The sequence below is a fragment of the Halorubrum zhoui genome (assembly GCF_051194155.1).
Lineage (GTDB): Archaea > Halobacteriota > Halobacteria > Halobacteriales > Haloferacaceae > Halorubrum.
Genome location: NZ_JBLZNJ010000003.1, coordinates 359,048 through 383,581 on the forward strand (window position 1 = coordinate 359,048; position 24,534 = coordinate 383,581).

Consider the following 24,534-nt stretch of genomic DNA (forward strand, 5'->3'; position numbering starts at 1 on the left):
GCGCCACGGCTCACTCGCGAAGCCGCTCACGCTCGCGGTGAGCCACGTCGGTGCCGTATCGTTCGACGAGCGGCTCGAGGGCCGCCCCGAGCGCGCGCATGCACGTCTTCACCGAATCGTATCCGAGCTCGTCGGCGACGCGGTCACGGTCGTGGCCTTGTAGTGCGAGTCGAACGAGCAACCGCTCTCGTGCGGCGGTGCGGTCGGCCGCCGTGGCTGCGGCGTCGACGTCCGCCTCGCCGGCGGGGTCGCCGCCGAGCAGCGCGGCGTACGCGAGGTCACGAACCGCCCCCGGTGCGATCTCGTATCGTCCCGGGCCGACCGCCGCGGCGACGACCGCCCGCCACGCGTCGTCGGTGAGCTCGATCGGCCACTCGACGGGGCAGCCGGCGAGCACACCGCGAACGACATCCACGTCGACATCGCTGTGGGACCCAGAGAGCGCGTCGCGTTCACGGCGCGCCAGTGCCCTCGCGTGTCGCTCACAGAGCGTCTCGCCGGAGTCACCAGCCGGTCGAAGCATGACGGCCGAGTACTCGCCGGAGGCGTCGTTTCTCGTCGTCGAGAGGTGTACGCTCCGGTAGCCGGCCCGTCGCCAGAACCGGAGCAGCCGGGGCGTGGCACCGAATCCGACGGCGAAGTACGCGACCTCGTCGCGGAACGCGGCATGCACCCGCTCGAGCAGGTGGGTGCCGAGTCCGCGACCCCGGCACGCGTGGTGGACGGCGATGCGAACGATCCGGAGTCCAACCGGCTCGGCGGCCGTCTCGTCCCGGAGCTGACTCGTGAGCAGGTCCGGTACCATGTTCCCGCGGACGCGTTCGCCCTCGTACATCGCTGCTCGCGTCTCGTCGTCGAGCCCACCCTCACGTGCGAGCAGTGCGACCGCGACGACCTGGCCGCCAGCGACGAGTGCCCGCGCGGTCAGGTTCGGTGCGTCGAGCAGCCGCGCGACGTCGTTCGGCTCGGTGCGGTAGTGAGCGGCGACGAGCAGTCCGAACGCCTCCTGGAGGAGGGATTCGTCCGCCAGGAGGGCCTCTGGATCGAGCCGTCGGAACGAAACGTCGGCCGTGTCGGCGAGCGCGTCGTCCGAGCGTGGGTCCTCGTCGACGAGCGTCGCCGGGAGCGCCGCGGTGACCGCGGGCCGAGCGTCGAACAGTAGCGCCCGCGCCGCCCACGACTCCACCGGGTCACCGCGTGCGTACCGGATCGGCTCGTCGAGGTGGACGTCGCGGGTGGCGAACGGGCTCGCTGCCAGTCGGTCGCGGAACCGGACGGCGAACCCGCGGCCCGCTCCCTCGTAGCCGTGAATCGTCGTACAGAACGCGACTGCGGGGGCATCAAGGACCCCCTCGAGCAGCCGAACCGGGAGCGCGGCCGCCTCGTCGACTATCACGACGTCTGGCTCGGCCGAACCGTCGACGGCGACGGCCGGCCGAGCGAACCGCACTCGTCCGCCGGCCGCGGCCTCGATCGTGGTGGCCGCGCCGTCGACAGAATCGGGCCGGCCGTCGCTGGACCCGCGCTGCCCGTCGACGGCCGAGACGAGCGCACGCGCCCTCGTGAAGAGCGGCTCGACGTTGCTCGGCGACGGTGCAGTCACGAGGACGTCGCTACCATCGAGTGCGAGCGCACCGGCGGCGAGCCCGGCCGCGCTCGACTTTCCTCGGCCCCTATCGGACTCGACGACGACCGCGGTACCCGGTTCGGCGAGTCGCTCGAACGCGCGGACCGCGCGGACCTGATCGGCCGTGAGACACGCGTCGTAGGCGGCCGCCGGGAACGTCGGAGCTGGCGGCGGTGTCGGGTCGCTCTGTGGCTGTGCGTTCGACGGTGACGTCCGGCCGTCCCGTTCGACTACCGGTTCGTCCCCCGATTCGGCCGCGAGCGAGACGACGGCGACGCCAGGGTGCGTCCGGAGCGTCTCCACCAGCCGCCGCCGAAAGCGTCCCGTCACGTCCGCGACGGTGGCAGGCGGAACGGCCAGCGACGCGTCGAACCCGTCGCGACGCGTCGGCCACTCCTCGAGCGGGGGCGTCAGGAGGACGAAGAGGCCACCCCCGTCGACCGCGCCGACGGCTCGTCCCAGCGCGTTCGGCGGACACTGCTCGTGACAGTCTACGACAACGACCTGCTTCGTCTGGCCCAAGAGGGCGTCTGCGCCCCGCGGACCGACACGGTCGAAGCGAAATCCCTCGCGCGTCGAGACGAGTGCTACCGCGTCGTCGCTCACACCGACAGCCTCGACGACGTCGTACGCGGCGTCGATACCGCGGTCGCGGTCTCCGGCGAGTACCAGCAGCCGGCGCTCGTTCGCCCCCGCTGCCTCGTCTCGCAGCGCCCTCGCGACCTCCGCGATCATTAACTGGTCTTGTCGTTGCGGGGGGATGTGTGTTGTCTTCCGGCGGAGCCGGGAGGCTTACCACGGCTCGCGTCGTTATGTCAGCCATGCCTACCGTTACGCTCATCGGCTCCCGGCTCGCGGACACCGGCCGCGAGTTCGTCTACCAGGGTGAGTCACCCGACTGTGAGGGGTGTCCGTACCGGAGCCAGTGTCTCAATCTCTCCGTTGGCACCCGGTACCGCATCACAGACGTCAGAGAGGACGCCCAGACGCTCGACTGTGCCGTCCACGACACCGGGGTTCGTGCGGTCGAAGTCGAGCCAGCGCCGGTTCCAGCCACCGTCCCCTCGAAAGGGGCGTACGCGGGGAGCATCGGGTCGCTCGCCGGTCCCTGCCCGCACACCGAGTGTCCGAGCCACGAGTACTGCGTTCCCGACGGCGTCGACTTCGAGGAGGAACGACGGATCGAGACGGTACTCGGTGAGCCGCCACACGACCACTGCGCACTCGATCGGGACCTCACCCTCGTGGAGTTCGCCCCGGAGTCCGAGTGAACCGCGCCCTCGCTGTACCGTTCACACCTCGGTAGCCGCGTCGAGGGTGATCTGAATCGCCCGCTCGACGTTGTTCTTCGCTTTCGCCGGCAGCTCCTCGTCGGAGTCGGCTCCCTTCTGTGTGCCCGTGACGAGGTTGCCGTCGACGGTACAGATCGCGGCTGCCCGGAGGCCGCGCCGGCGCGCCAGCGAGAAGATCGTCGCGGCCTCCATCTCGATCGCGAGCAGGTTCGCCGCCTCCCACGACTCGACGTACTCGTCGGTTTCGTTGTAGAAGGCGTCGTCGGAGACGATCGGCCCGACGTGGACCGTCTCGTCGTTCGCCTCCGCCGCGTCGACGAGTGCCGAGAGCGCGTCGTAGTCCGCGACGGCCGGGTACGTCGCCGACTCGTATCGCTTGCTCGTCCCCTCTTCTTTGGCGGCACCGGTGGCGACCACCATGTCGCCGATCGCCACGTCCGCCTGGAGCGCTCCACACGTGCCACACCGGAGGAACGTCTCGACGCCGACGTTCGCGAGCTCTTCGACGGCGATGGCGGCCGACGGACAGCCGATGCCGGTCGAACACAGCGTGAGGTCGGTTCCGTCGTACGTCGCGTTGACGACCCGGTACTCGCGGTTCTCGGCGACGACCGTGTGCTCGTCACACTGGTCGGCGATCCGGTCGACGCGTCCGGGGTCTCCGGGGACGATCGCCGTGTCGTGTACGTCGCCCGCCTCCACCAGCAGGTGTGGCTGTTTCGCCATAGGTGCGTCTCTGCGGCCGCGCGCAAAAACGACCCGGTCGGGCACCACCGCCGTGGTGGTCACACACTACCGGGCGCGTGTCTCGACGTCGACCGCGCGGCAGTTCACGGAGAGGGAGTTATAGAATGGGTAACGAGCTGTTGCTTGCGATTGAACCAAGCGTGAATCAGCTCTACGAGTTGACATGCGAATTGCTTACCGTGAGTCCTACCATTTTACCATGATGTGTTGCACGGCGTGCGAGATACAGGGCGCGAGTCGGTCATAGGCAGAGAAGGATCAACTACTGGATCAATATCACCGATCAGGGCTTATCAGCATACTGTCGGCTAATCAAAGCAGCGTACCCGCTGAGAATAAGAACGACCGCGGCGTACCCGGACCAGTAAGTTACCTCAGCACTCGGACTGATGGCCAACGTCGGGTATATCAGACCAGCGAGTACACTCACGGCGGCGACGACAAGTACTACTCTGCCGACTACTCGTGAGAGTGCCTCCGCGTCGGCGGGTGTGCCACCCTGATACCCGGCAATCAGACGAACGTCGCCGCGATATCGGATCCGGTAGCCGAGCCACCCAGTGAAGACTCCTGTCAGTACCATCACTGCTGTCACGGCCACGGTGTTCGTGCTGATTTCAGCGATCATTTCGGGCTCTGGCAGTTCCTTCTAGACGCTAGCTACCCATCAGTTGAACGGCTATGGAATGACGTCCCGGAGTCCAATTTTGACGGACGGCCCGCTGAACAGACCCGTACTGCCCGCTCACGGGTCGATTGTGATGGAGATGGTCAAGCAGAACGCCACGGACGTCCTGCCGGAGATACAACCAGTATTTGACTGCTCGACGTAGGGGCTTTCTATTACGTTGCTACCTTTTACCGGTCAAACAATTGACCGAAGGTAGAATCGCAGTCGGCCAGATCACGTGATATCATGATTGTGACAAAACAGAGAGCATAGCGAGCTTCAGCAACAATGTGTTACTTATAGGTCGAATAAATATCTAACATACTTATAATTACAAGTTGCTGAGGCGAGCCAGCTGGCACTCGCTACTTCTGGCTGAGATTTACTTGATGCTAACCGTGAGTGGCTCTAGACAACATGCACGGCTCAACTCCAACGTACCAGCGAGTCTGGTAGCAGTGTGGCATTGTGCTGTCGCTATGCTCTTTCAGGTAGTTAACCCGACTCAGTGTGGTGGCTAATGACCGACGCAAACCCGACGTTGTCACGTGCCTGGTCCACTTCGACAGTAACACGTTCGCCGACATCGGTTTCTGGGACGATTAACACGTAGCCACGGTCAATCCGTGCGATACCGTCTCCTTTGTCTCCAATACCCTCAATAGTGACCGTGCGGCGCTCACCAGACGATACAGGTGGGCTATCGTCTCTCGTGCTCACAGACCCGTCTGTGCTTTTATCATCACCGTGGTCAGCTGAATGTCTCCCCGGAGTCAGCATGCAAAGTTTGTACGTTTCGTTGGCCGTGAGCGTGTCTGAGCTAATCTCGCGTGCTGGTACTGTGAGATAGTACCGTCCGTTTTCTTCCTTCAATCGGGCAGAGTACACCGCTCTAAGAGCATCAGGAATGTCCATGATAGCTATCCACAGAAGGATGGCCGAGCAACTTTGTTTTATTGGGAGTACCTCTCAAGCTAGAGGCACTGCTCGTATTTATCCATCTGTTTACACAAACCAGCTCTGTGAAGATTCAGAGATAGTGAGATTCTTCTGCGGCGTATTGTACCTTGAACGCGCATGCACGGAAGCAGAGCCATCTGATTCACTCAGTATATTCCGCCTCTGCGCTCGCACTCGCACCGGTGTTCCGAACTCTCCACCAGTAGACGCCAGTCACAATACCGGTACAAAATACACCGAGGGCAAGAATCACGATCCCGGTCCGGGGCAAGCGAGCAAACGCAGTCGATATTTGGAGCAGGCTGAAGCCAAGCCAGAGTGTGCCCACAGAGCACGTTGCATAAAATCGCTCGCGTGAACGGGTGCGGTGTGTGTATTGATAGGCGCTTCCCCCGAGAACAATGACCCATGCGACTGCCAGCGCTGCGCCAAGGGTCGCATCCGACACACCGAGGATGCTGGGGACAGCCATACCGGATACTCTTCGCCAGTAACAAAAGTGATTACGCCCGATTACTGAGCCGGAAAACCCGACGTCACTGGCTACTACGGTCTAGGCGCACACGGACATGCTGAGCGGCTGGTCCACTCAACAGCGTGTAGACCGAGGATGTACGGCATTCTGATTTCACCCTCTGTATCTTGCGTGCTTATCCTGCCAGTTAAGCGATGAATCGTGTTCTCCCGTGTTGAACAGTTCAAGGGGTCAAAAGAGAATACCAACTGTCCTATGACACCCTGCACGGAAGCTATATGTGTCGCCGCGTTTACGGTGTGTCCATGTCGATACAACGAAGGCGATTCGTCGCAGCGCTCGGCGCCGGTGCGACGGTCGCGGCGGCCGGGTGTACCGGCGACACGACGGATGGGGAGACGAACGAGAGCGGGTCCAACGGCGACACCACGGCGCAGGTCGGTGTCGCGGGCGAGACGCTCACGCTCACGACGACGACGAGTACGTACGACACCGGGCTCCTCGATGCGATCCACACGGACTTCGAGGACCTCTACGGCGTCTCCGTCGACGCCGTCGCACAGGGAACGGGCGCGGCACTGGAGTCCGCCCGCAACGGCGACGCGGACGTGGTGATGGTCCACGCCCGTAGTCTCGAAGACGAGTTCATGCGGAACGGCTACGGGATCAACCGCCGTGACCTCATGTTCAACGACTTCGTGATCGTCGGACCCGAAGGCGACCCGGCCGGCATCGAGGGGGCGTCGTCGGCGACGGACGCACTGACGACGATCGCGGACGCACAGGCCCCCTTCGTCTCGCGGGGCGACAACTCGGGAACACACACCAAAGAACTCGTCCTCTGGGAGGAGGCGGGCACCCAGCCCGGCGGCGACTGGTATCAAGAGACCGGTACCGGCATGGGCGAGGCGCTCAACATCGCGAACCAGCAGGGCGCGTACACGCTCTCTGACCGCGGGACGTTCATCGCACAGCGCGCGCAGATCGACCTGACCATCCTCGTCCAGGGCCCGATCGAGGGCGGCCCGGAGATCCTCGCGAATCCGTACGGGGTGATGGCGGTCAACCCCGGCGTCCACGAAAACGCGAACTACGACCTCGCGATGGCGTACATCGGGTGGATCACGAGCCCGGGCGCACAAGACGCCATCGCCGACTACCAAATGAACGGCGAGCAGCTGTTCTTCCCGGAGGCCATCTCCGAGGAGCCGGACTTCCAGCAGTACGTACCCGAAGGGTGGCAGTCCGACTCGGCGAGCGAGTGAGCGTGGCGCTCGAGGCGGTCGGCTCCGCGCTGGTGGGCCTCGTCGAGCTCCCGTTTCGCGACGGCTACGTGCCCAGCATCGTCGTCGTCTCGCTGTACGTGAGCCTCGTCGCCGTGAGTCTCAGCACGCTGGTCAGCGTTCCGGTGGCGGTGACGATGGGGTTCCTCGAGTTTCCGGGCAAGTCGCTCGTGAAGTCGGTTATCAACACCGGGATGGGGTTCCCCAGCGTCGTCGTCGGTCTCGTCGTCCTCTTTGCCGTCTCCAACCAGGGCCCGCTCGGGTCCTTCGAGCTCATCTTCACGCGAGAGGCGATGATCCTGTCGCAGTTCGTGCTCGCGACTCCACCGATCACGGCGATCAGTCTCGCGGCGATCACCGGCGTCGACGACGGGGTGCGAGAGGCTGCCAGCGCGCTCGGTGGCACCCGTATCGACGTGGCGCTCGTCGTACTCAAAGAGGCGCGGTACGGGATCGCAACGGCGATCTTGGCCGGCTTCGGCCGCGCGATAAGCGAGGTCGGATCGGTGCTCATCGTCGGTGGTAACATCACGAGCGCGGACGGCATCTCGAAGACCCGCACGCTGACGACTGCGATCCAGCTCGAGGCTCGTCAGGGACGGTACGAGACGGCGATGATCCTCGGTGCCGTCCTCGTCGTCTTGGTGTTGACGGTGAACACGATCGTCGTGCGCCTCAGCGACAATGGGGTGACGCGCTGATGCTCCGTGTCACCGACGTCACACATGCCTACGACGCGGAGCCGGTGCTCACCGACGTCTCGCTCGCGGTTGACCCCGGCGAGGTGCTCGCACTCATCGGCCCCTCCGGCGTCGGGAAGACGACGCTCCTCCGTATTCTCGGACTCTCCCTCGAGCCGACCGCCGGCACCGTCGCGTTCGACGAGACGGACGTCTGGGCGGCCGACACGGCCCGTCGCCGGGCCCTGCGCCGACGCACCGGGACGGTGTTTCAGGCGGCCAGCCTCTTCGACGCCTCCGTCGCCCGCAACGTCGAGTACGGACTGCGGGTGCGTCGACCGTGGCGAGAACGGATCCGGTCGGGGATTCGCGGACTCGTCGGCGGTGAGGACGCCCCGGCGTCTGTCCGCGACGCGCTCGACGTGGTGGGACTCCCCGACGCGGCGTCCCGATCTGCGGACTCGCTCTCCGGGGGCGAGGCCCAGCGCGTCTCGTTCGCGCGGGCGCTGGCGTACGACCCCGACCTGCTGCTCCTCGACGAGCCGACCTCCGATCTCGACCCGCGCAACACGGCCGTCGTGGAGGACGCCGTCGAGCGGGCGCGCGCTCGCGACATCGGCGTGGTCGTCGCGACACACGACATGAACCAGGCCGAACGAATCGCAGATCGGGTGGCGGTGCTGCTCGGCGACGGGGTCACCGAGGTCGGGCTCACCGAGGCGGTGTTCGACGATCCGCGCGACGACCGCACGCGGCAGTTCATCGCCGGTGAGCTGGTGTACTGACCCGGCACTCGCCCCGAGCGCCGCGGTCCCTCCGGCGTGCGGAGAACCAGTCGAAACGTTTCGGTAACTAAAAATTATGCTTATGCTCGCTGCGCGGTTCCTCACGAGTAGTGTCAATGATGGGGTCAGTACTCGCGTTCGTCTCGAGGATCGCTGGTGGCGACACAGAACGGTCGACCCTCTCCGAACGGACCGCCGTCGATGCGACGCCGACGGCGCCGTCGAGCGTGGAGACGGGCCCGACACCAGCCGAGACGCCGAGCCAGCGCGCAGCGTCGGCCGGCGGGCGGCCCGCCACCAGCGCCCGCGTCGACGAAGGTCACGCTGACCTTCGCGAGGAGCGAGACGCGCTCCGCGATGAGCTGTCACAGACGCGGGCGCGTATCGACGAGCTGGAAGCAGGGATCGAGGCGACGACGACGGACATGAGACGGGCCGTCGGCGGCGACCTGTCCGTCCGCGTCGACCTCCAGACGGCCGATCCGGCGCTCTGTGAGCTCCAATCGGCCACGACGGCACTGGTCGACGCGTGGGCAACGTCGGTCTCACGCGCCCGCGAGTTCAGCAACCAGGTCGGCGGCGCGACAGAACAGGTCGCCGCGACGACCGAGTCGGGCAGACGGGAGAGCCGTGCAGTGAGTGCGTCGATTCGAGACATCGCAGACGCCACCGACCGCCAGCACGACCGCGTCGACGCGGTCGTCGGCGAGATCGAGAACCTCTCTGCGACGGTCGAAGAGGTCGCGGCGTCTGCAGAGGGTGTGGCGACGATCGCCGAGACGTCCGCCGACCGGGCGTCCGCGGGGAGCGAGGCGGCGACGGACGCCATCGACGAACTCGAAGCGATCGACGAGACGACGACGACGACGCTCGAGAGCGTCCAGCGGCTGATGGCCTCGATAGACGACGTACAGGTCGTCGTCGAGTCGATAGCCGACGTCGCCGACCAGACCGACATCCTCGCGGTGAACGCCTCGATCGAGGCCGCCCACGCCGGCGACGACGGTGCGGGCTTCGCGGTCGTCGCAGACGAGGTGAAGGCGCTCGCAGCGGAGACGCAGTCTGCGCTCGCCGACGTCGAGACGGCGATAGACACGATCCGTACGGAAGCCGCTCGGGCGGTCGACGACGCACACACCACCCACGGCCGCGTCGAGGCGGGCAAAGAGACGATAGACGAGGCGCTCACGGCGCTGGACGACATCGCCGCCGACGTCGAGACCGTCTCGACGCAGGTCACCGAGATCAGCGACGCGACGGACTCACAGGCAGATTCGACACAGCAGGTCGCCGTCATGGCCGAGGACGTGGGGGCTATCACCGCGGAAACCGCCACGGCGGCGAGCGACGTCGCCGCCGCGGCCCGCGAGCAGACGAGCATCCTCACCCAGGCGCAGACGGCGACGACGACGCTGGCCGAACGGACCGAGCTGTTGACGCGGTCGTTCGACGGGTTCGAGACGACCCGGCTGTCCGGCGACGGCGACGGAACCACCGTTGAGGTGTGGCACGCGATGGGCGGCGAGAAGGGGGTGTTGTTGGAGTCGCTCGCGCGCGAGTTCGAGGCACACCACGACGGCGAGGTGTCGATCGAGCTCACCGCGAAGGGGAGTTATCGGGGAACGCTCGCTGCGACGCTCGACGCCGTCGCCGACGGCCGTCCCCCGGCGATCGCGCAACTGTTCGAGATCGGCACGAAGCGGGCGCTCGACAGCGGCGGGTTCATCGCCGCCGAGGACGCGATGCCGACCGAGTTCGACGCCACCGACGTCCTGGCTCCGATCCGCTCGTACTACACGACGGACCGACGGCTCACCTCGATTCCGTTCAACGCGTCAACGCCGGTCCTGTGTTACGACCGAACGGCGTTCGAACGGGCCGGGCTCGACCCCGACGCGTCACCGGCGACGTACGGCGCGGTGGTGCGGGCTGCTCGCCGGCTGGTCGAGCGCGGCGTCTCCCCGCACGGGATCACGTTCGCCAACTACGCCTGGTACGTGGAGCAGTGGTTCGCGCAGGCGGGACAGCCGCTCGTTGACGGCCACAACGGCCGCGACGGCGACGCTACGGAGGCGCTCTTCGACAGCGACGCCGGGGTGGCGCTCTTCGACTGGTGGGCGACGCTCGACGACGAGGGACTCTACTACGATCCCGGTATCGAGGCACGTGGCGAGGCTCGGTCCGCGTTCTTCGAGGGTACGGCCCCGATGCTCGTCGCGTCCAGTTCCTCGCTGGCTGCCATCGAAGCCGGCGCGGCAAAGGCCGGGTTCGAGCTGGGAACGGGACCGCTCCCGGTCGGCGACGAGCGACACGGTCACGTCGTCGGCGGTGGCTCGCTGTGGATCTCGAAGGCGGTTCCGCGCGCCCAACAGGAGGCGGCCGGTGCGTTCCTCGCGTGGCTGCTCGAACCCGAGCAACAGGCGCGGTGGCACCGCGAGACGGGGTACTTCCCGGTCACACACGGTGCGGTAGATGCCCTGCGCGACGACGGGTGGTTCCGCGAGAATCCTCACTACGAGACGGCACTCGACCAGCTGCTCGCGGGGTCGAACACGCCGGCGACGAGCGGTGCCCGGATCGGTCCGTTCGACACGGTCCGGACGCTCGTCGAGGAGGCGTCCGTCGACGCGCGAGACCACGGCGTCGAGGCGGCGCTGTCGGATCTGAACGCCCAAACCGAGCGACTCCTGCAGCGATACCACGAAGGACGGTCGCCGACCCACGGCTGAGGTCGTGAGCCTCCGCTCTGCGGCTCCGGTGTCACTCGAGGGTCACCGCCCGACCCACGTTTCATATCGCACGATAAGGTGTACGAGCGCCGGCGCCCGGCGTCGAACGTCCGGTTGTTCCACGATCGACGTAGTATCCTATCGACACACACATATGCCAGCCTCATGAACGACCGTCAATGACTCCCGTAGGGATCGACGCGGTCGAAATCTGGTCCGGCAAGCTCAAACTCGACCTCCCGAACACGTTCGCCCCCGAGAAGGGCGACGACCCGGCGAAGTACACGAAGGGGCTCGGGTTGACCGACTCTTCGTTCCCCGACGTCTACGAGGACATCGTGACGATGGCCGCGAACGCCGCCAAGCGTCTGATGGATCGCGAAGGGCTCACGCCGGCCGACGTCGGTCGTATCGACGTCGCCACCGAGTCGGCGTTCGACCACTCGAAGCCGGTGTCGACGTACGTTGCCGGCTGTCTCGAGTCCGTCTACGACGGCGACTTCACCCACGCGAACAAGGGCGAGCGCAAATTCGCCTGTGTCGCCGGTACCCAAGCGATAGACGACGCGTACAACTGGATTCGCGCGGGACGCAACCGCGGTCGGGCGGCACTCGTCATCACGACGGACACGGCGCTGTATGCCCGTGGCGACCCGGGTGAAGCGACACAGGGAGCCGGTGCGGTGGCGATGCTCGTCGACGAGGATCCCTCGATCGTCGAGCTGTCGACGGCCCAAGGGTACGGGTCGAAAGACGAGACGGACTTTCTGAAGCCCAACCAGCAGTTCCCGAGCGTCGACGGCAAGCGGTCGATGCAGGTGTACCTCTCGCGGATGCGCGAGGCACTCGAAGACTACGAGTCGGTCGCTGGCGACCTGGAGCTGACGGAGTTCAGGTACGCGCCGTTTCACACCCCGTTCCCCGGTATGGTGCGGAAGGCGGCGTTGCTCGCGTATCGGCACGTGATCCGCGACACCGACCACGAGACCGCCCTCGCCGAGGACATCGGCCGTCAACCCCGCGAGCCGGACTTCGAAGACCGGGAGGCGTACGAGGCCGCGATTCGCGACTACATGGACGAGCTGAAGACGACCGAGCCGTACCAGCACTGGTACGACGACACCGTAGAGCCGACGCTCGGGCTCTCGCGTTCCGTCGGCAACTGGTACACGTCGTCGGTGCACGTCGCACGGGTGAGCGCCTTGCGAGACGCCATCGCCCGCGACGACGCCCTCGTCGGCGACACGCTGCTCGTCGCCTCGTACGGCTCCGGTGCGCAGGCGGAGATACACGCCGAGACGGTGTGTGAGGGGTGGCGAACCGGGATCGAGGCGCTCGACATCGACGCACAACTCGACGCCAGATACGACCTCTCATGGAGCGAGTACGAGGACGTCCACGACGTCCACGAGTACGACAAAGACCTCGGTCGAGACGTCGAGGCGTTCACCGTTCCGGACGGCGAGTTCGTATTCACCGGCTGGGGGCGGATGAACGAACGCACCTACGAGTACGTCGAGTAGCGGTTCGACACCGACGCTTCCCGTGAAAACGGCTCACACGACGGCTCTCGAATACGATGGGTTTAAACGAGTTTGCGAAGAACTACGCGTCAATGGCGACCATCTACGACGTGCCCGCCGACGCCCTCATCGAGGCTGTCGCGGCGCGACTCGAGGACCGGATCGACGAGCCCGACTGGGTAGCGTTCACGAAGAGCGGTGCCGGAAACGAGCTCCCGCCCGAGCAGGACGACTTCTGGTACGTTCGCTCGGCGAGCCTCCTCCGTAAGGTCGCACAGAACGAGCCGATCGGCATCGAGCGGCTCGCGACCGAGTACGGCTCGAAAAAGCGCGGTTCGAACCGATACTCCGTTCGTCCCGGTGAGCACGCCGGCGGCTCTCGAAAGCTGATCCGGTCGTCGCTGCAGGCGCTCGAAGACGAGGGACTCGTCACCACCGCCGCCGGCGAGGGCCGACGGATATCCGACGAAGGCGAGTCGTTCCTCTCTGCGGTCGCCAGCGACGTTCTCGAGGACCTCGACCGACCGGAGCTCGAACGGTACGCCTGAGCCGACGGCGCTTCCTCCAGTATTTAACAGTTCGGCACAGTGCTACGCCGGTAGAATCCCGCCGCGGCTTTAGATGTCTCACCCATTTAGGTCCACCTAAAGATGTCCCTCACGACCGACCAGCGTCTCTCTGGCGTCTCAGGTGGCGAGCAGGTTCAGATCCAGGCGGTGCCCGACGAGCACGTCCGCGCACACCTGCTCCGGATCGGGATGCTCGACGGTCCGGTCCGGTGTCGAACGACACTCTCGCGAGGACCGGTCGTGCTCGAACGCAACGGGACGACGATCGCGCTCGGTGACGCCGTCGCAGACGACATCACCGTGGCGGAGTGTGAGTAGATATGGGTGCGTGCCCGCACGGCGACGACCCGCCGCCGACGGATACGCCTCGCGACGACGTCGTGCGTACCGATGCGAACATGGTCGCACTGCTCGGGGCTCCGAACGTCGGCAAGAGCGCGGTGTTCAACGAGCTGACCGAGGCCGACGCGGACGTTTCCAACTACCCTGGAACCACCGTCACGGCGACCGTCGGATCGGTCGACGGACGCCGACTGGTCGACGCACCCGGCACCTACAGCGTCTCTTCGTTCTCCGAAGAAGAGCGGGTCGCCAGAGAGGTCGTCCTCGGCGCCGACGCGGTGATCAACGTCGTCGACGCGACACAGCTCGACCGAGACCTGTTTTTGACCCACCAGCTCCTCGACATGGGAATCCCGACGGTCGTCGCGCTCAACGTCATGGACGAGGTGGAACGCGACGGCGACGAGATCGACATCGACGCGCTCGAGGCCGACCTCGGCGTCCCCGTCGTGCCGACGGTCGCCGTCGAAGGCGAGGGGATAGCCGACCTTCGCCAGGCGATCGACGAGGCGTGTGCGCCGGCGGCTACCCCTGTCGAGCAGTGGTTCGACGCGCTCCCCGACGTCGACGCGTCGCGCCGTGAGGCCGTCCTCGTGCTGGAAGGCGACCGACCGACGCTCGAGCGGCTCACGGCCGGTGATGCCCGAGCAGACGGCGGGCTCCCGGACATCGAACTGCCGTCGCTCCGCGATTCGATCTACGAGCACCGACGACGACGGGTCGACGCCACGGTCGAACGGGTCAGAGAACCGGCCGACGACCGACGGACAGTCACCGACGTCGTCGACGCGGCGCTACTGAACCCGCTCACGGGGACCCCGCTCGCACTCGTGGGGGTCGGACTCGTCTACCTCTTCATCGGTGACGTGGTCGCACAGCGGCTCGTGGACGTCCTCGAGACGGAGGTGTTCGGGGCCCACTACGTCCCCTGGGTGACCGGTCTCGTAGAGACGACGGTTCCGGCCAGCGGGTGGGTGGAGCCGGTGCGGTTCGTGTTGATAAACGACAACCTGGGGCTGCTCACCGTGACGGTGCAGTACCTGCTCGGGGTGTTGCTCCCGCTCGTTGCGGGCTTTTACCTCGTGATCGGTGCGCTTGAGGACTCCGGGCTGTTGCCACGCCTCGCGGTGTTGACCGACCGCGGCATGTCGCGGATCGGCTTGAACGGTCGGGCGGTGATCCCGATGATCGTCGGGCTCGGCTGTGTGACGATGGCGGTGGTGTCCACGCGGATCGCGGGGTCGCGACGTGAACGACTCATTTCGACCGCGTTGTTGGGACTCGCGGTCCCCTGTTCGGCACAGCTGGGGATCATCCTCGGACTCCTGGCGGCGCTCGGAGCGGGCTGGTGGTTCGCGTACCTCGGCGTGCTGTTGCTCGTGTTCGGTATCGCGGGCGTGTTCCTCGACCGGACGCTTCCCGGCGAGAGCCACGGGCTCGTCACCGAGCTTCCGCGGGTTCGCCGTCCCCGAGCGGGGAACGTGCTCCAGAAGACGGTCACTCGGACGAAGGGGTTTCTCACGGAAGCGATCCCGTTGTTCGCGGTCACGGCGGCGGCGATCTCCGTGCTCGAGTACGTCGGCGCGCTCGCGAGCATCGTGCGCGGGTTGCGCCCGCTCACGGCCGCGCTCGGTATGCCCGCGGGGTTCGGTCAGATCCTGGTGCTCGGGCTCGTCAGGCGCGACTTCGCGGCCGCCGGAATGACCGACCTCGCGCTCTCGGCGTCCCAGGCGTTCGTCGGACTCGTCGTGATCACGCTGTTCGTGCCCTGCGTGCTCGCGATGGCGATGATCGTCAAAGAACACGACCTGAAGACCGGGCTGGTGATGTGGACCGGCTCGTGGGCCGTGGCGTTCCTCGTCGGCGGCCTCCTCGCTGCGGTGGTGACCGTCCTATGAAGTGTCCAACCTGTCAGTACGACCTCGACCCGGCATCGAACGACAAGTGTCCGCGGTGTGGCTACACCCTCCGCTGTTCGACGCTCGACTGTGGGAGCTGTGGAGCCTGTGGCGGTGGATCGCTCGCGAGCCTGCGTGGGCTCTTCTCGCGCGACGACGAGTGATGCCGTCCACCACACGTCATCGCCCAACCTACCAGCGGTGGCGCGCGCCTCGTGGACCGCGACAGCGTGTCCACGAGCGCGTGCGAGGGATGAGCGAGGGAGCGAAGCGACCGAGCGAATCGGTTGGGGAGGGTGTGGCGGTAAGTGGTGCCCGGCGGTCGCACGGTCGTGCTGTTCACAGAACTGCTACCAACCACATAGAGAATCGGTTGGGGAGGGTGTGGCGGTAAGTGGTGCCCGGCGGTCGCACGGTCGTGTTGTTCACAGAACTGCTACCAACCACATAGAGAATCGGCTGGGGAGGGTGTGGCATAACGTGTGCCCGGCGGTCACGAGGGCTTGTCTCTCACACCGCCATCGTAAATCGCGTCTCGCTATACAAAATCACGGCCCCCAGTAGTTGAGGCCGGTCATCTCAATGCATATGCCTGCCTCAAGCCCTCTCTGCTCAGCCGTTCAGAGTTGGTCGATCGGCTTGTTGATGATTTGGAAGACTTCGCTCGCCCGGTAGAACCGATTCCGGTCTTTCCCGGTGAGTTCTTCGAGTATTCCGTCATCTTCGAGCTGTCCGATCAGTCGGTTGGCCGTGCTGTATTCGACATCTAACCACTCGGCCGCCGTATTCACGTCAAGGTACGGATCTTCGAAGAGCCGCATCACCAGTTCGAGGATGTTCTCAGACCGCTCGCTCTGATATCGCTGTTGATAGCCTTCTCGGAGGTCGACTAGCAGGTTGGCCCGCTGATGGGCCTCGTCCGCTTGCGACTGTACGCCACGCAGGAAAAACAGGAGCCACTCTTCCCATTCATCGTGCTGACTGACTGCCAAGAGATGATCAACGTAATCTGACCGCCGTGCGTTGAAATAGGAACTCAGGTAGAGATACGGCTCGGGCAGGAGACCGTCACGTTGTAGGAGGAGACTGATCAGTAGCCGCCCGAGTCGTCCGTTCCCATCGAGAAACGGGTGAATCGTCTCGAACTGGTAGTGGGTCAGCCCGATTCGGAGAAGTGGATGCAGATTTGTCTCTTGGTTCACATACTCAAGCAAGTCTTCGAGAAGGTCTGGGATCCCGTTCGGTGGCGGCGGCACGTACCTGGCGTCTTGGATGTATGGCGTACTACCGATGAAGTTCTGCGTCGTACGGAGTTCCCCTGGGTCGGCCTCATCCCCGCGGACACCCGAAAGCAACCGGTCGTGCATCTCGCATAACAATTCGACGGTGATTGGATCGCCAGCTGTGATCGCATCCAATCCGTGTGTCAGCGCGTACAGATAGTTCACGACTTCTTGGGTGCCCTGCTGCCTGTCTTCGCCGATGAGAGCCTCCTGTCCAGCCTCATAGGCGTAGATGTCTGAGAGGGTCGCATGCGTGCCTTCGATTTGCGAGGATTCCAGCGCTTCTTTTCGGATGAACGGCTCGATTAGGATCTCTCTTGAGCCGACACGTGGGCCGATACCGTGGAGTCGACCAAGTGCCTGTGTCGCCTCCGCAAGCGGTGTAATGAGTTCCTCAGTACTGATTGAGGGCGGAAGCGGTTCAGGCTTAAACGCCGAATACGTCCCCTTCGGTGTCGTCGTGGGGACGATTTCACCAGGAGCCGTCTCGTCGAAATCATCTCGCTCCATTAGTGGCATCCCGACAAATACGCTGACTACTATTGGCATTTTTGGTGCTAAATCAAAATAGTAGGGTGGGTGATTGCACTGTCACAACTACTCAGAATCTCTAAGGATAGAAAATGTCACGAGGATAATGTTATCGGGACAAAAGAGAAGACCGACGAATACGCCTATCAGTGGGCGACCGTCCAGCTCGTCGGTAAGCTCCACTTGGACAAGAATGAGTGGCACCAGACGACGCTCGTGTACCGTCGAAACGAGGACTCTGAGCACACTGACAACCGGCAGTATTCGGTGTTCACGTGCAACGGTAACGAGCGGCAGCGCTGTTCTATTCTCTTCAAATACGCAGTTCTAGTTGGGATACTAACTGGAAGTGGTGGCCCGACCCGAGTGTGAACCGTGTCAAGTTCGGTGGTTCGGCTGATATCGTGCATACCAGCGGTGCTATAACTGCCGTAGTCTCAACTTCCAACGACCCGCGCGACGCCCGACAGCACTCACGGCCGACCCGTAGCGATCCGACGTGGGTGGACTGGCGGGGTCACCAACCCAAACAGCTAGGCCCCCACGACAGCACGTACACCGTGTATGATCGGTGACTACCGATGAGTGAGCCCGCCGACGCACGCACGGACCCCGATGCGATCCACACCTCAGTCGTCGAGTGTTCCAGCTGCGACACGATGGCGCTGGTCGTCGGGGACGACGCCGTGTCGTGTCACGGAACTCCGATGGAACCGGTTGACGACGTCGACATCTCGGTGAGCACGCCCGAACTCGAAGCGGTGTTACTACAGGTGTTCGACCTTCCGAAAGCCGGGATCGACGTCTGTCTATGCGTCGTCGGAGAGGGACCGGTGTCCGCCCGCGACGTCGCAGCGACGCTCGACTACGACCGGAGCACCGTGAGCCGGTACCTCCACGCCCTCGTCGACCTCGAGCTGATCGACCGCGCCGAGCTGAACCGCGAGGGCGGTGGCGTCGTCAACGCCTACCACGCCGCCGATCTTGACCGGATGCGCCGTGAGACGCTCGTCGGATTCCTACGCTGGGCCGGCGAGGCCGCGGGTCGCATCGAAGAGGCGAACCGGCAGAAGCGGGTCGCACTCGCGGCCAATACGGACCGCGACCCCCCCGAGGTGTTCTGGGAGGCGCTCGAAGCGGAGTGACCGACATCGGCACGGAGCCACCGTCATTATAACTCTTCGCCGGCGTTGCACTCGGCTTGCACGGCCGCCAACGGCCTAGGTGGACGCGTCTCGTCGTCAACGTATGACCAACGTCGCAATCGTCGTACTCGCGGGTACGGACGGTCACGAGAACCTCGGCCGCGTCGTGAACGCACTCGAGACGACACGAGAGTTCGCCGAAGCAGACGAGGACCCGAAGCTCATCTTCGACGGTGCCGGGACGACGTGGGTCCCTGTGTTGGAGGACCCCGGCCACGACTACCACGAGCTGTATCAGTCGGTTCGGGACCACGCGGCCGTCTGTGACTACTGTTCAAGCGCGTTCGACGTCGCAGATGCAGTCGACGCGGCCGGACTCGCCACTCTCGACGACCACGACGGCCACCCGAGCATTCGGCGCCTCGTCGACGAGGGGTACGAAGTCATCACGTTCTGAGGTCGCGCGCGACGAGCCCGGCTACCCCGTATTCTTCATCCCGGCTGCGATGCCGTTGACGGTGAGCCGGAGGGTCCGCTCCTCCGCGTCGGTTCGGTGTGTGCGGCCGAGGAGGTCGACCTGCAGGAGGTTGAGCGGGTCGACGTACGGGTTTCGGCGGTCAAGACTCTCGCCGAGCCACTCGCGCCGAATGAGTTCGTCGCGACCGCTGATCGAGAGCACCAGTTCGCGCCCACGCTCGTACTCGTCGACGAGTTGCGGGAAGAAGCGCTCGCGGAGCTCGTCGTCGGCCAGTTCGGCGTACTCGGCGGCGATCTCCGGCTCGGTCCGCGCGAGCGCGAGCGCCGCGTTGTCGAGCGTCGTCCGGAAGAACGGCCACTCGTCGTACATCTCGCGCAGCGTCTCGATCCCGTCCGCCTCGCCGGCCTCTTCTAGGTACGCGTCGAGTCCAGCGCCGACGGCGTACCAGCCGGGGAGGATGAGCCGCGTCTGCGTCCAGGAGAACACCCACGGGATCGCTCGCAGGTCCTCGACCGTGCGTTCACCGCTCCGCGAGGCGGGTCGCGAGCCGAGGTTGAGGTCTTCGACGACCGAGATCGGCGTCGCCTGCCCGAAGTACGAGACGAACCCGTCGGCGTTCAACAGGCTCTGATAGGTGTCGCGGGCGGCCGACGCCATCGTCTCCATGGCGTCGATCCACGCCTCGGGAACCTCCTCGGTCGGCTCTCGGTTGGCCTCCTGACGGGCGCGTATCTGGGCGTCTAACATCTGTTCGAGTTCCCGCTCTGCGATCCGCGGATTGGCGTACTTCTCGGCTATCGCTTCACCCTGCTCCGTGAACTTCACTTGTCCGGTGACCGTCTCGTTCGGCAGGGCGAGAAGCGCCTCGTTCATCGGCCCGCCGCCACGGGAGATAGAGCCGCCGCGGCCGTGGAAGAGCCGGAGGGTGACATCCGCGTCACGGCAGAAGTCCGCGATCCGTCGCTGGTTCTTGTACAGGTCCCAGTTGGCAGCGAGGAAGCCGTTCTCCTTGTTGGAGTCGGAGTAGCCGAGCATCACCTCCTGTACCTCGTTGCGAGCCGAGAGCGCGGCGCTGTACGCGTCGTTTTCGAACAGCGTACCGAGGATGCGCTCGGCGCCGTTGAGCGCGGACTCGGTCTCTAACAACGGAACCACGTCGATGCCACAGTGGTCGGGAAGCGTGACGACGCCGACCTGGTCGGCCAAAAAGAGCACCTCGAGGACGTGACTCGGCTCCTCGGTCATCGAGATGCAGTAAGTGTCGATGGCCTGCGTGCCGTACTCGTCTTGCCACCCGGCGAGCGAGTCGAACCGGCGCAACACGCGGGTGGTCGTCTCGGAGACGTCTCCGGGATCGTCGGGGTCGAGTATCGGCTCTGGCTGGAGGATCGCTCCCGTGAGGAAGTCGACTCGCTCGTCTTCGTCCATCGACCGATAGTCGACGCCCTCGGTCGCGACGGCTTCTGCGACGGCCTCCGTGTGGTTCTCTCGGTGGTCGCGGAGGTCGAGCGACGCGAGGACGAACCCGAACGTGTCGACCTGCCGTCTGAGTGGGTCGATGTGTGCGGTTCGGACGACGTCGTTGTCGTCGAGCGTGAGCGACGCTGCGATGGTGTCGAGGTCCGCGAGGAACGCCTCGGCGTCCGGGTAGCCGCCGGGTCTGACGTCGTCGACGCGGTCGAGTCGCTCGCGCATCAGCTTCAGCTTCTGTCGATAGGGCTCGTCGGGGTACCGCGTCCTCGCCTCCTCGACAACCGTCGGGAAGCGCTCGGCGTCCTCGGCCAGCGAGTCTCGAAGCGGGCCGGTCGTCGCGTAGCGGTCCCCGTCGTGGCTCAACACCGCGGAGAGTCGTTTACACTCCTCTCGGTACTTCTCGACGGCGACCGCGCGCTGTCGCTCCAGCGTCTCGTCGGTGACCTCCGGGGTGACGAACGGATTGCCGTCGCGGTCGGAGCCCGCCCACGACCGGAACTCGAACAGCTTCGGACACTCGACGTCCTCGTACTCACTCGAGATGGTCTCTTCGAACTCCTCGTAGGCGCTGCCGACGACGTCGAAGAGGGTGTTCTCGAGGTACCACCCGACGTTTCGGGCCTCGTCTTCTGGCTCGGGGCGACGCTGTCGCACCTGGCGGGTCCCCCAGAGACTCGTCACCTCGGCGCTCACGTCGCGCCAGCGGGCCTGCCGCTCGCGGTCGGTGAGCCGCTGCTCGTCGAGCGCCTCCATGAGGTTCGCGATCGACCGAAGTTTCGCTTTGACCGTCGCCCGCCGCGCCTCGGTCGGGTGCGCGGTGAACGTCGGTTCGATGAGGACGTCCTCGAGCAGCGCCTCCAGCTCGTCTGCTTCGACCCCCTCCTCGGCGAAGGTGGCGATCGTCTCCGCGAAGGAGTCGTGGATCGCACCCGCAGACTCGGCGTTTCGGACCGCCCGAACCCGCTCGCGCTCTTCTGCGAGGTTGATCAGCTCGAAGTACGTGGTGAACGCCCGTGCGACGATCCCCTCACGCGACCCGGAGAGGTCGTCTATCGCGTCGTACAGCGCGTCCCGGCTCTCGGCGTCTCCCTGTCGGTACGCGATCGCCGCCGTACGGAGGTCTTCGACGGTCTCGTAGGCTGCCGTCGACGTCTGTGCGGCGAGGACGTCGCCGAGCAGGGCCCCGAGCTCGCGGACGTCCGTCCGCACGCTCCGGTTGTGTAACTCCATACCGCACACACACCGACTGGTTCCGGTTAAACCCGCCGCATTGCGGAAAGTTTGCCTCACGCCCGAGTGAACGATCGGTCCACTGTCGGATCAGCTGCCCCGGCTCGCCGACGGGTTCGTCATGCTTTTTATCGGTCCCCCACGAACGACGCTGTATGAGCAAGTCCGACAAGTATCCGGCCGAGTCCGGGCGTCGGCGGTTCGTCAAGGGCGTCGTCGGGGGCGCGGCGCTCGCCGGCGTCGGCGCGCTCGGCTCCGCGACGGTCAACACGCTCACCACCTCCTCCGGTGTGGGTGGCGGACAGACCACCGCGATGACGATCGCCAAGGTGACCGGTCCGGCTCCGCGTGGGCTGCCACAGATCCCGATCCGCGTCACCGACGACGGGTTCCTCGAGGGAATCTGGCCGGAGGTGCAGACCGTCGAGCAGAACGGGGTCGAGATCGAGGTGGCACAAGAGGAACTCGGCGGCGTCACCTACTCCGGCGCGTGGTTCCAGTACTGCGGCGTCGAGTCACAAGAGAACGTCGCTCCGAACTTCGAGTCGGACAACATCTTCCGGGCGAACACCGGCGCGTACGACTGGCAGGACGAGACGTACGAGCGCGGTGACCGCATCCGCGCCGCAGACTTCGACGACTACGACTCGTGGGGGAACGGCGTCGGTAACGACGGCGTCGGCAAGCCGGCCGCGGTGACGTGGCGCTCTGAGGACGCCGATTCGACGCTCAACGCGACCGTCATCCGTTCGAAGCGGATCGAAGAGGCGGCCTCCCAAGACGAGTGGCTCGAGGCCTCGACGGACCAGGGCTTCATGGCGTACCTCAACGTCTGTACGCACTTCTGTTGTGTTCCGGGGTACAAACAGCTCGCCGAGTCCGCGCGCTACGGCGTCGCAGACGGAACCTACTGTGTTTGTCACCAGTCCGGGTACGACCCCTTCACCATCGAGCAGGCGCTGTTCGTCGCCCGCCCCCGCCCGACAGAGTAATTTCCGTCCGAGCGTCGCCCTTTTGACCCGCTCACACCTGTGTGGCGTATGCGCGACGACCACGACGATCCCTCCACCAGTCGATCATCCACAGACGACGCCTCTCCCGACGAGGCGCCCGACGACGAGTTCGTAGCCGAAGTCGAGCGCGCTCGCGCCCTCCTCGACGACGACGTTGAGGCGATCCACGTCGGCGTCGTCCACGACGGCGAAGTCGACACCACGTTCGCCCAGCGCGCCGGCGACGACACACGAACAGAGGGCCTTCGGGCGCTCGCGCTGCTCGCCGCACACGTCCAACTCGTCGCCGCCGAAGCCGGCGTCGAGGCGTCGACGGTCGCCGCAGATGCGGCCACGCTCGCCGGCCGCGTCGACCAGGTCCCGGCTACCGCAGACGACATCCCGGACGAGTGAGGCGGCGGCCACGGCCCGCGGTCACTCGCCGCGGATGCGCACCAGCTGGTGGGCGATGCCGGCGAGCGCGACGAGGAGGATAGCGAGGTTGAACGCGGCGAGGACGACCGGCTGGAAGGCCGGATCGACCCACAGTCGGATCGCTTCTCCCGCCTGATCGTACACGCTCCATCCGGCGACGAGCGCTAACAGGACCAACGCGCCGAGGCCAACTCTATCGAGGAGCCCGCGGGCATCACCCGCCGAGAGCCGCCCGAGTGTCCCGTCACTGGAGGTTCCGCCACCAGCGATTTCGTCACCAGTGGGTCCGTCGTCGGCTGGCATCACATCATCTCGCGCGCTCGCGTCATCTACTGCGGTCGCGTCGTCGCGGTCGATCTCGTCTGTCATTGTCGCCTCCGCGCGAGTAGACTCCCGCCAAGCAGTGCCACAACCCCGACGACGATTCCGAAACCAGGCGTCGCGTCCTCGGTCTCCGACTCGCTGACCGGTCGCTGGCCGGACGCGTCCGCCTCGTCGTCGCGCTCGCTGAAGTCTTCGGTCTCGAACGAGACGTCGCGGACCGTCTCGTTCGCACTGATCGTCGTCTCGGGGTCGAGGTTGGCGACGCCCTGTGTCTCGTCTATCAGCACGTCGTCGTCGAACAACGCCGCGTCGACGTAGTAGTTGTAGCCGTCCGGCACCGTCACACGGCTGGTCACCGTGTCGGTGCGTCCCGCCCGGATCGACCCGACCGACGCCGTCGCCTCGTCGGCGATCACGTTCGAGTCGGCCTGACGGAGCAAGAGGCGAAGGTCGAGTCCACCGGCCGCCTCGTCGCCGCGGTTCGTGACCGTGACGGCGACCGAGAGCGTCGCGGTGGCGTCGGTCGTCTCGACGACGCGCACGGCTACGGTCGGCCAGCTCGTCTCTGTAGCGAACCCGACCGACGACTCGGCGTACGACGGCTCGAGCGCCGAGACGCCCGCGACGCGTGTCGTCCGACGGTCGCGGCGCTGTCCGTCCGCGTACACGACCGTCTCGAGGCGATACCCACCCGCCCGCTCGACGGTCAGGCTTCCGTTCACCCCGGTCTCGCGGTCGCCGTCGATCGAGCCGACGTCGACGGTCGTCTCGTCGGCGAGGAGCCCCGACTCCGCGTCCAGTGCCCGGTGTCGAACGGTGACGTTCTGCGTCGTCGGCCCTCGGTGTCTGAGTGCGGTCTGCAGCTCGAGCCGAACGGTCTCGCCCCGGATTTCACCCGGAGCGATGGCGACGTCGGCGAGGTCGACCGTCCCGGCACGATCGGGTGGGGCTCGTGGGTCGCTGACGGCGGCCGGTGTCGCGGCGACGCCGATCGCACTCACGACGACGATCGCGGCGGCGGCCGCGAGGAGGGTTCGTCGCGTGTCCATGCCGACACGCATCC

22 protein-coding genes and 2 pseudogenes are annotated in these 24,534 nt (G+C 65.6%); 15 read left to right on the forward strand and 9 right to left on the reverse strand.

The annotated features are described in order from the left end of the window. Positions 1–10: 10 nt before the first annotated feature. Entirely contained in the window at positions 11–2,362 is a 2,352-nt protein-coding gene (tmcA, locus tag ACNTAO_RS05970) for a tRNA(Met) cytidine acetyltransferase TmcA (protein WP_435161057.1), read from the reverse strand. Between the two features lie 86 nt (positions 2,363–2,448). On the opposite strand from tmcA, the gene ACNTAO_RS05975 reads away from it, so the two are divergent. After that, positions 2,449–2,898, forward strand: a complete 450-nt coding sequence (locus tag ACNTAO_RS05975) for a UPF0179 family protein (protein ID WP_435161058.1) — start codon at positions 2,449–2,451, stop codon at positions 2,896–2,898. Positions 2,899–2,919: 21 nt separating this feature from the next. On the opposite strand, the gene ACNTAO_RS05980 is transcribed toward ACNTAO_RS05975, so the two are convergent. The 4 genes and pseudogenes from ACNTAO_RS05980 to ACNTAO_RS05990 all read right to left on the reverse strand — a co-directional run bounded on the left by ACNTAO_RS05980 (position 2,920) and on the right by ACNTAO_RS05990 (position 5,251). After that, complete coding sequence (locus ACNTAO_RS05980) at positions 2,920–3,645, reverse strand: guanosine phosphorylase (protein WP_435161059.1); 726 nt, start codon at positions 3,643–3,645, stop codon at positions 2,920–2,922. Positions 3,646–3,949: 304 nt separating this feature from the next. Then, positions 3,950–4,294, reverse strand: coding sequence for a DUF3784 domain-containing protein (locus ACNTAO_RS05985; RefSeq protein ID WP_435161060.1), 345 nt, complete (start codon positions 4,292–4,294; stop codon positions 3,950–3,952). A 70-nt stretch (positions 4,295–4,364) separates the two neighbouring features. Beyond that, a pseudogene (locus tag ACNTAO_RS12485) lies at positions 4,365–4,469 on the reverse strand (DUF7983 family protein); the annotation flags it as partial. A gap of 362 nt (positions 4,470–4,831) precedes the next feature. Then, positions 4,832–5,251, reverse strand: coding sequence for a TRAM domain-containing protein (locus ACNTAO_RS05990; protein ID WP_435161061.1), 420 nt, complete (start codon positions 5,249–5,251; stop codon positions 4,832–4,834). An 825-nt stretch (positions 5,252–6,076) separates the two neighbouring features. Here ACNTAO_RS05990 and ACNTAO_RS05995 point away from each other — a divergent pair. The 9 genes from ACNTAO_RS05995 to ACNTAO_RS06035 all read left to right on the forward strand — a co-directional run bounded on the left by ACNTAO_RS05995 (position 6,077) and on the right by ACNTAO_RS06035 (position 15,744). Then, a complete protein-coding gene (locus ACNTAO_RS05995) occupies positions 6,077–7,036 on the forward strand; it encodes an ABC transporter substrate-binding protein (protein WP_435161062.1) in 960 nt (319 codons plus the stop codon). After that, on the forward strand, positions 7,033–7,755 hold the full coding sequence (locus tag ACNTAO_RS06000) for an ABC transporter permease (RefSeq protein ID WP_435161063.1): 723 nt from the start codon (positions 7,033–7,035) through the stop codon (positions 7,753–7,755). The genes ACNTAO_RS05995 and ACNTAO_RS06000 overlap by 4 nt, the downstream gene beginning before the upstream one ends. Beyond that, entirely contained in the window at positions 7,755–8,519 is a 765-nt protein-coding gene (locus ACNTAO_RS06005; protein ID WP_435161064.1) for an ATP-binding cassette domain-containing protein, read from the forward strand. The genes ACNTAO_RS06000 and ACNTAO_RS06005 overlap by 1 nt, the downstream gene beginning before the upstream one ends. Positions 8,520–8,635: 116 nt before the next feature. Next, positions 8,636–11,248, forward strand: a complete 2,613-nt coding sequence (locus tag ACNTAO_RS06010) for an extracellular solute-binding protein (protein WP_435161065.1) — start codon at positions 8,636–8,638, stop codon at positions 11,246–11,248. Between the two features lie 179 nt (positions 11,249–11,427). Beyond that, positions 11,428–12,771, forward strand: coding sequence for a hydroxymethylglutaryl-CoA synthase (gene hmgB / locus ACNTAO_RS06015; RefSeq protein ID WP_435161066.1), 1,344 nt, complete (start codon positions 11,428–11,430; stop codon positions 12,769–12,771). Positions 12,772–12,863: 92 nt separating this feature from the next. After that, complete coding sequence (locus ACNTAO_RS06020; protein ID WP_435161067.1) at positions 12,864–13,319, forward strand: 30S ribosomal protein S19e; 456 nt, start codon at positions 12,864–12,866, stop codon at positions 13,317–13,319. Between the two features lie 102 nt (positions 13,320–13,421). After that, on the forward strand, positions 13,422–13,658 hold the full coding sequence (locus tag ACNTAO_RS06025) for a FeoA family protein (protein WP_435161068.1): 237 nt from the start codon (positions 13,422–13,424) through the stop codon (positions 13,656–13,658). Positions 13,659–13,660: 2 nt separating this feature from the next. Then, positions 13,661–15,580: a ferrous iron transport protein B gene (gene feoB / locus ACNTAO_RS06030; RefSeq protein ID WP_435161069.1), complete on the forward strand. Its 1,920-nt coding sequence runs from the start codon at positions 13,661–13,663 to the stop codon at positions 15,578–15,580. Beyond that, positions 15,577–15,744, forward strand: coding sequence for a hypothetical protein (locus tag ACNTAO_RS06035; protein WP_435161070.1), 168 nt, complete (start codon positions 15,577–15,579; stop codon positions 15,742–15,744). Before feoB ends, ACNTAO_RS06035 begins: the two co-directional genes overlap by 4 nt. A gap of 456 nt (positions 15,745–16,200) precedes the next feature. Here ACNTAO_RS06035 and ACNTAO_RS06040 read toward each other — a convergent pair whose 3' ends face one another. Continuing rightward, positions 16,201–17,373 (reverse strand): Fic family protein, encoded by a 1,173-nt coding sequence (locus ACNTAO_RS06040; RefSeq protein ID WP_435161071.1) that lies wholly within the window; start codon positions 17,371–17,373, stop codon positions 16,201–16,203. Positions 17,374–17,478: 105 nt separating this feature from the next. Between ACNTAO_RS06040 and ACNTAO_RS06045 the strand changes: the two are divergent. The 3 genes and pseudogenes from ACNTAO_RS06045 to ACNTAO_RS06055 all read left to right on the forward strand — a co-directional run. Then, positions 17,479–17,676 (forward strand): annotated as a pseudogene (locus tag ACNTAO_RS06045) (hypothetical protein); the annotation flags it as partial. Positions 17,677–17,975: 299 nt separating this feature from the next. Beyond that, positions 17,976–18,539, forward strand: a complete 564-nt coding sequence (locus tag ACNTAO_RS06050; protein WP_435161072.1) for a helix-turn-helix domain-containing protein — start codon at positions 17,976–17,978, stop codon at positions 18,537–18,539. Positions 18,540–18,642: 103 nt separating this feature from the next. Next, positions 18,643–18,996, forward strand: a complete 354-nt coding sequence (locus ACNTAO_RS06055; protein ID WP_435161073.1) for a DsrE family protein — start codon at positions 18,643–18,645, stop codon at positions 18,994–18,996. A 21-nt stretch (positions 18,997–19,017) separates the two neighbouring features. On the opposite strand, the gene ppc is transcribed toward ACNTAO_RS06055, so the two are convergent. Further along, a complete protein-coding gene (gene ppc / locus ACNTAO_RS06060; protein ID WP_435161074.1) occupies positions 19,018–21,720 on the reverse strand; it encodes a phosphoenolpyruvate carboxylase in 2,703 nt (900 codons plus the stop codon). Between the two features lie 155 nt (positions 21,721–21,875). On the opposite strand from ppc, the gene ACNTAO_RS06065 reads away from it, so the two are divergent. Then, positions 21,876–22,712: a Rieske (2Fe-2S) protein gene (locus ACNTAO_RS06065; RefSeq protein ID WP_435161075.1), complete on the forward strand. Its 837-nt coding sequence runs from the start codon at positions 21,876–21,878 to the stop codon at positions 22,710–22,712. A 48-nt stretch (positions 22,713–22,760) separates the two neighbouring features. Continuing rightward, positions 22,761–23,126, forward strand: coding sequence for a DUF8113 family protein (locus ACNTAO_RS06070; RefSeq protein ID WP_435161076.1), 366 nt, complete (start codon positions 22,761–22,763; stop codon positions 23,124–23,126). Between the two features lie 21 nt (positions 23,127–23,147). Here the strand turns inward: ACNTAO_RS06070 and ACNTAO_RS06075 are convergent, their stop codons facing one another. Together ACNTAO_RS06075 and ACNTAO_RS06080 are read right to left on the reverse strand one after the other, a co-directional pair. Continuing rightward, positions 23,148–23,516 (reverse strand): DUF8060 family membrane protein, encoded by a 369-nt coding sequence (locus ACNTAO_RS06075; protein ID WP_435161077.1) that lies wholly within the window; start codon positions 23,514–23,516, stop codon positions 23,148–23,150. Then, positions 23,513–24,520 carry a DUF7490 domain-containing protein gene (locus ACNTAO_RS06080; protein WP_435161078.1) on the reverse strand — a complete coding sequence of 336 codons (1,008 nt, stop codon included), beginning with the start codon at positions 24,518–24,520 and terminating at the stop codon, positions 23,513–23,515. Before ACNTAO_RS06080 ends, ACNTAO_RS06075 begins: the two co-directional genes overlap by 4 nt. Between the last annotated feature and the right edge of the window lie 14 nt (positions 24,521–24,534).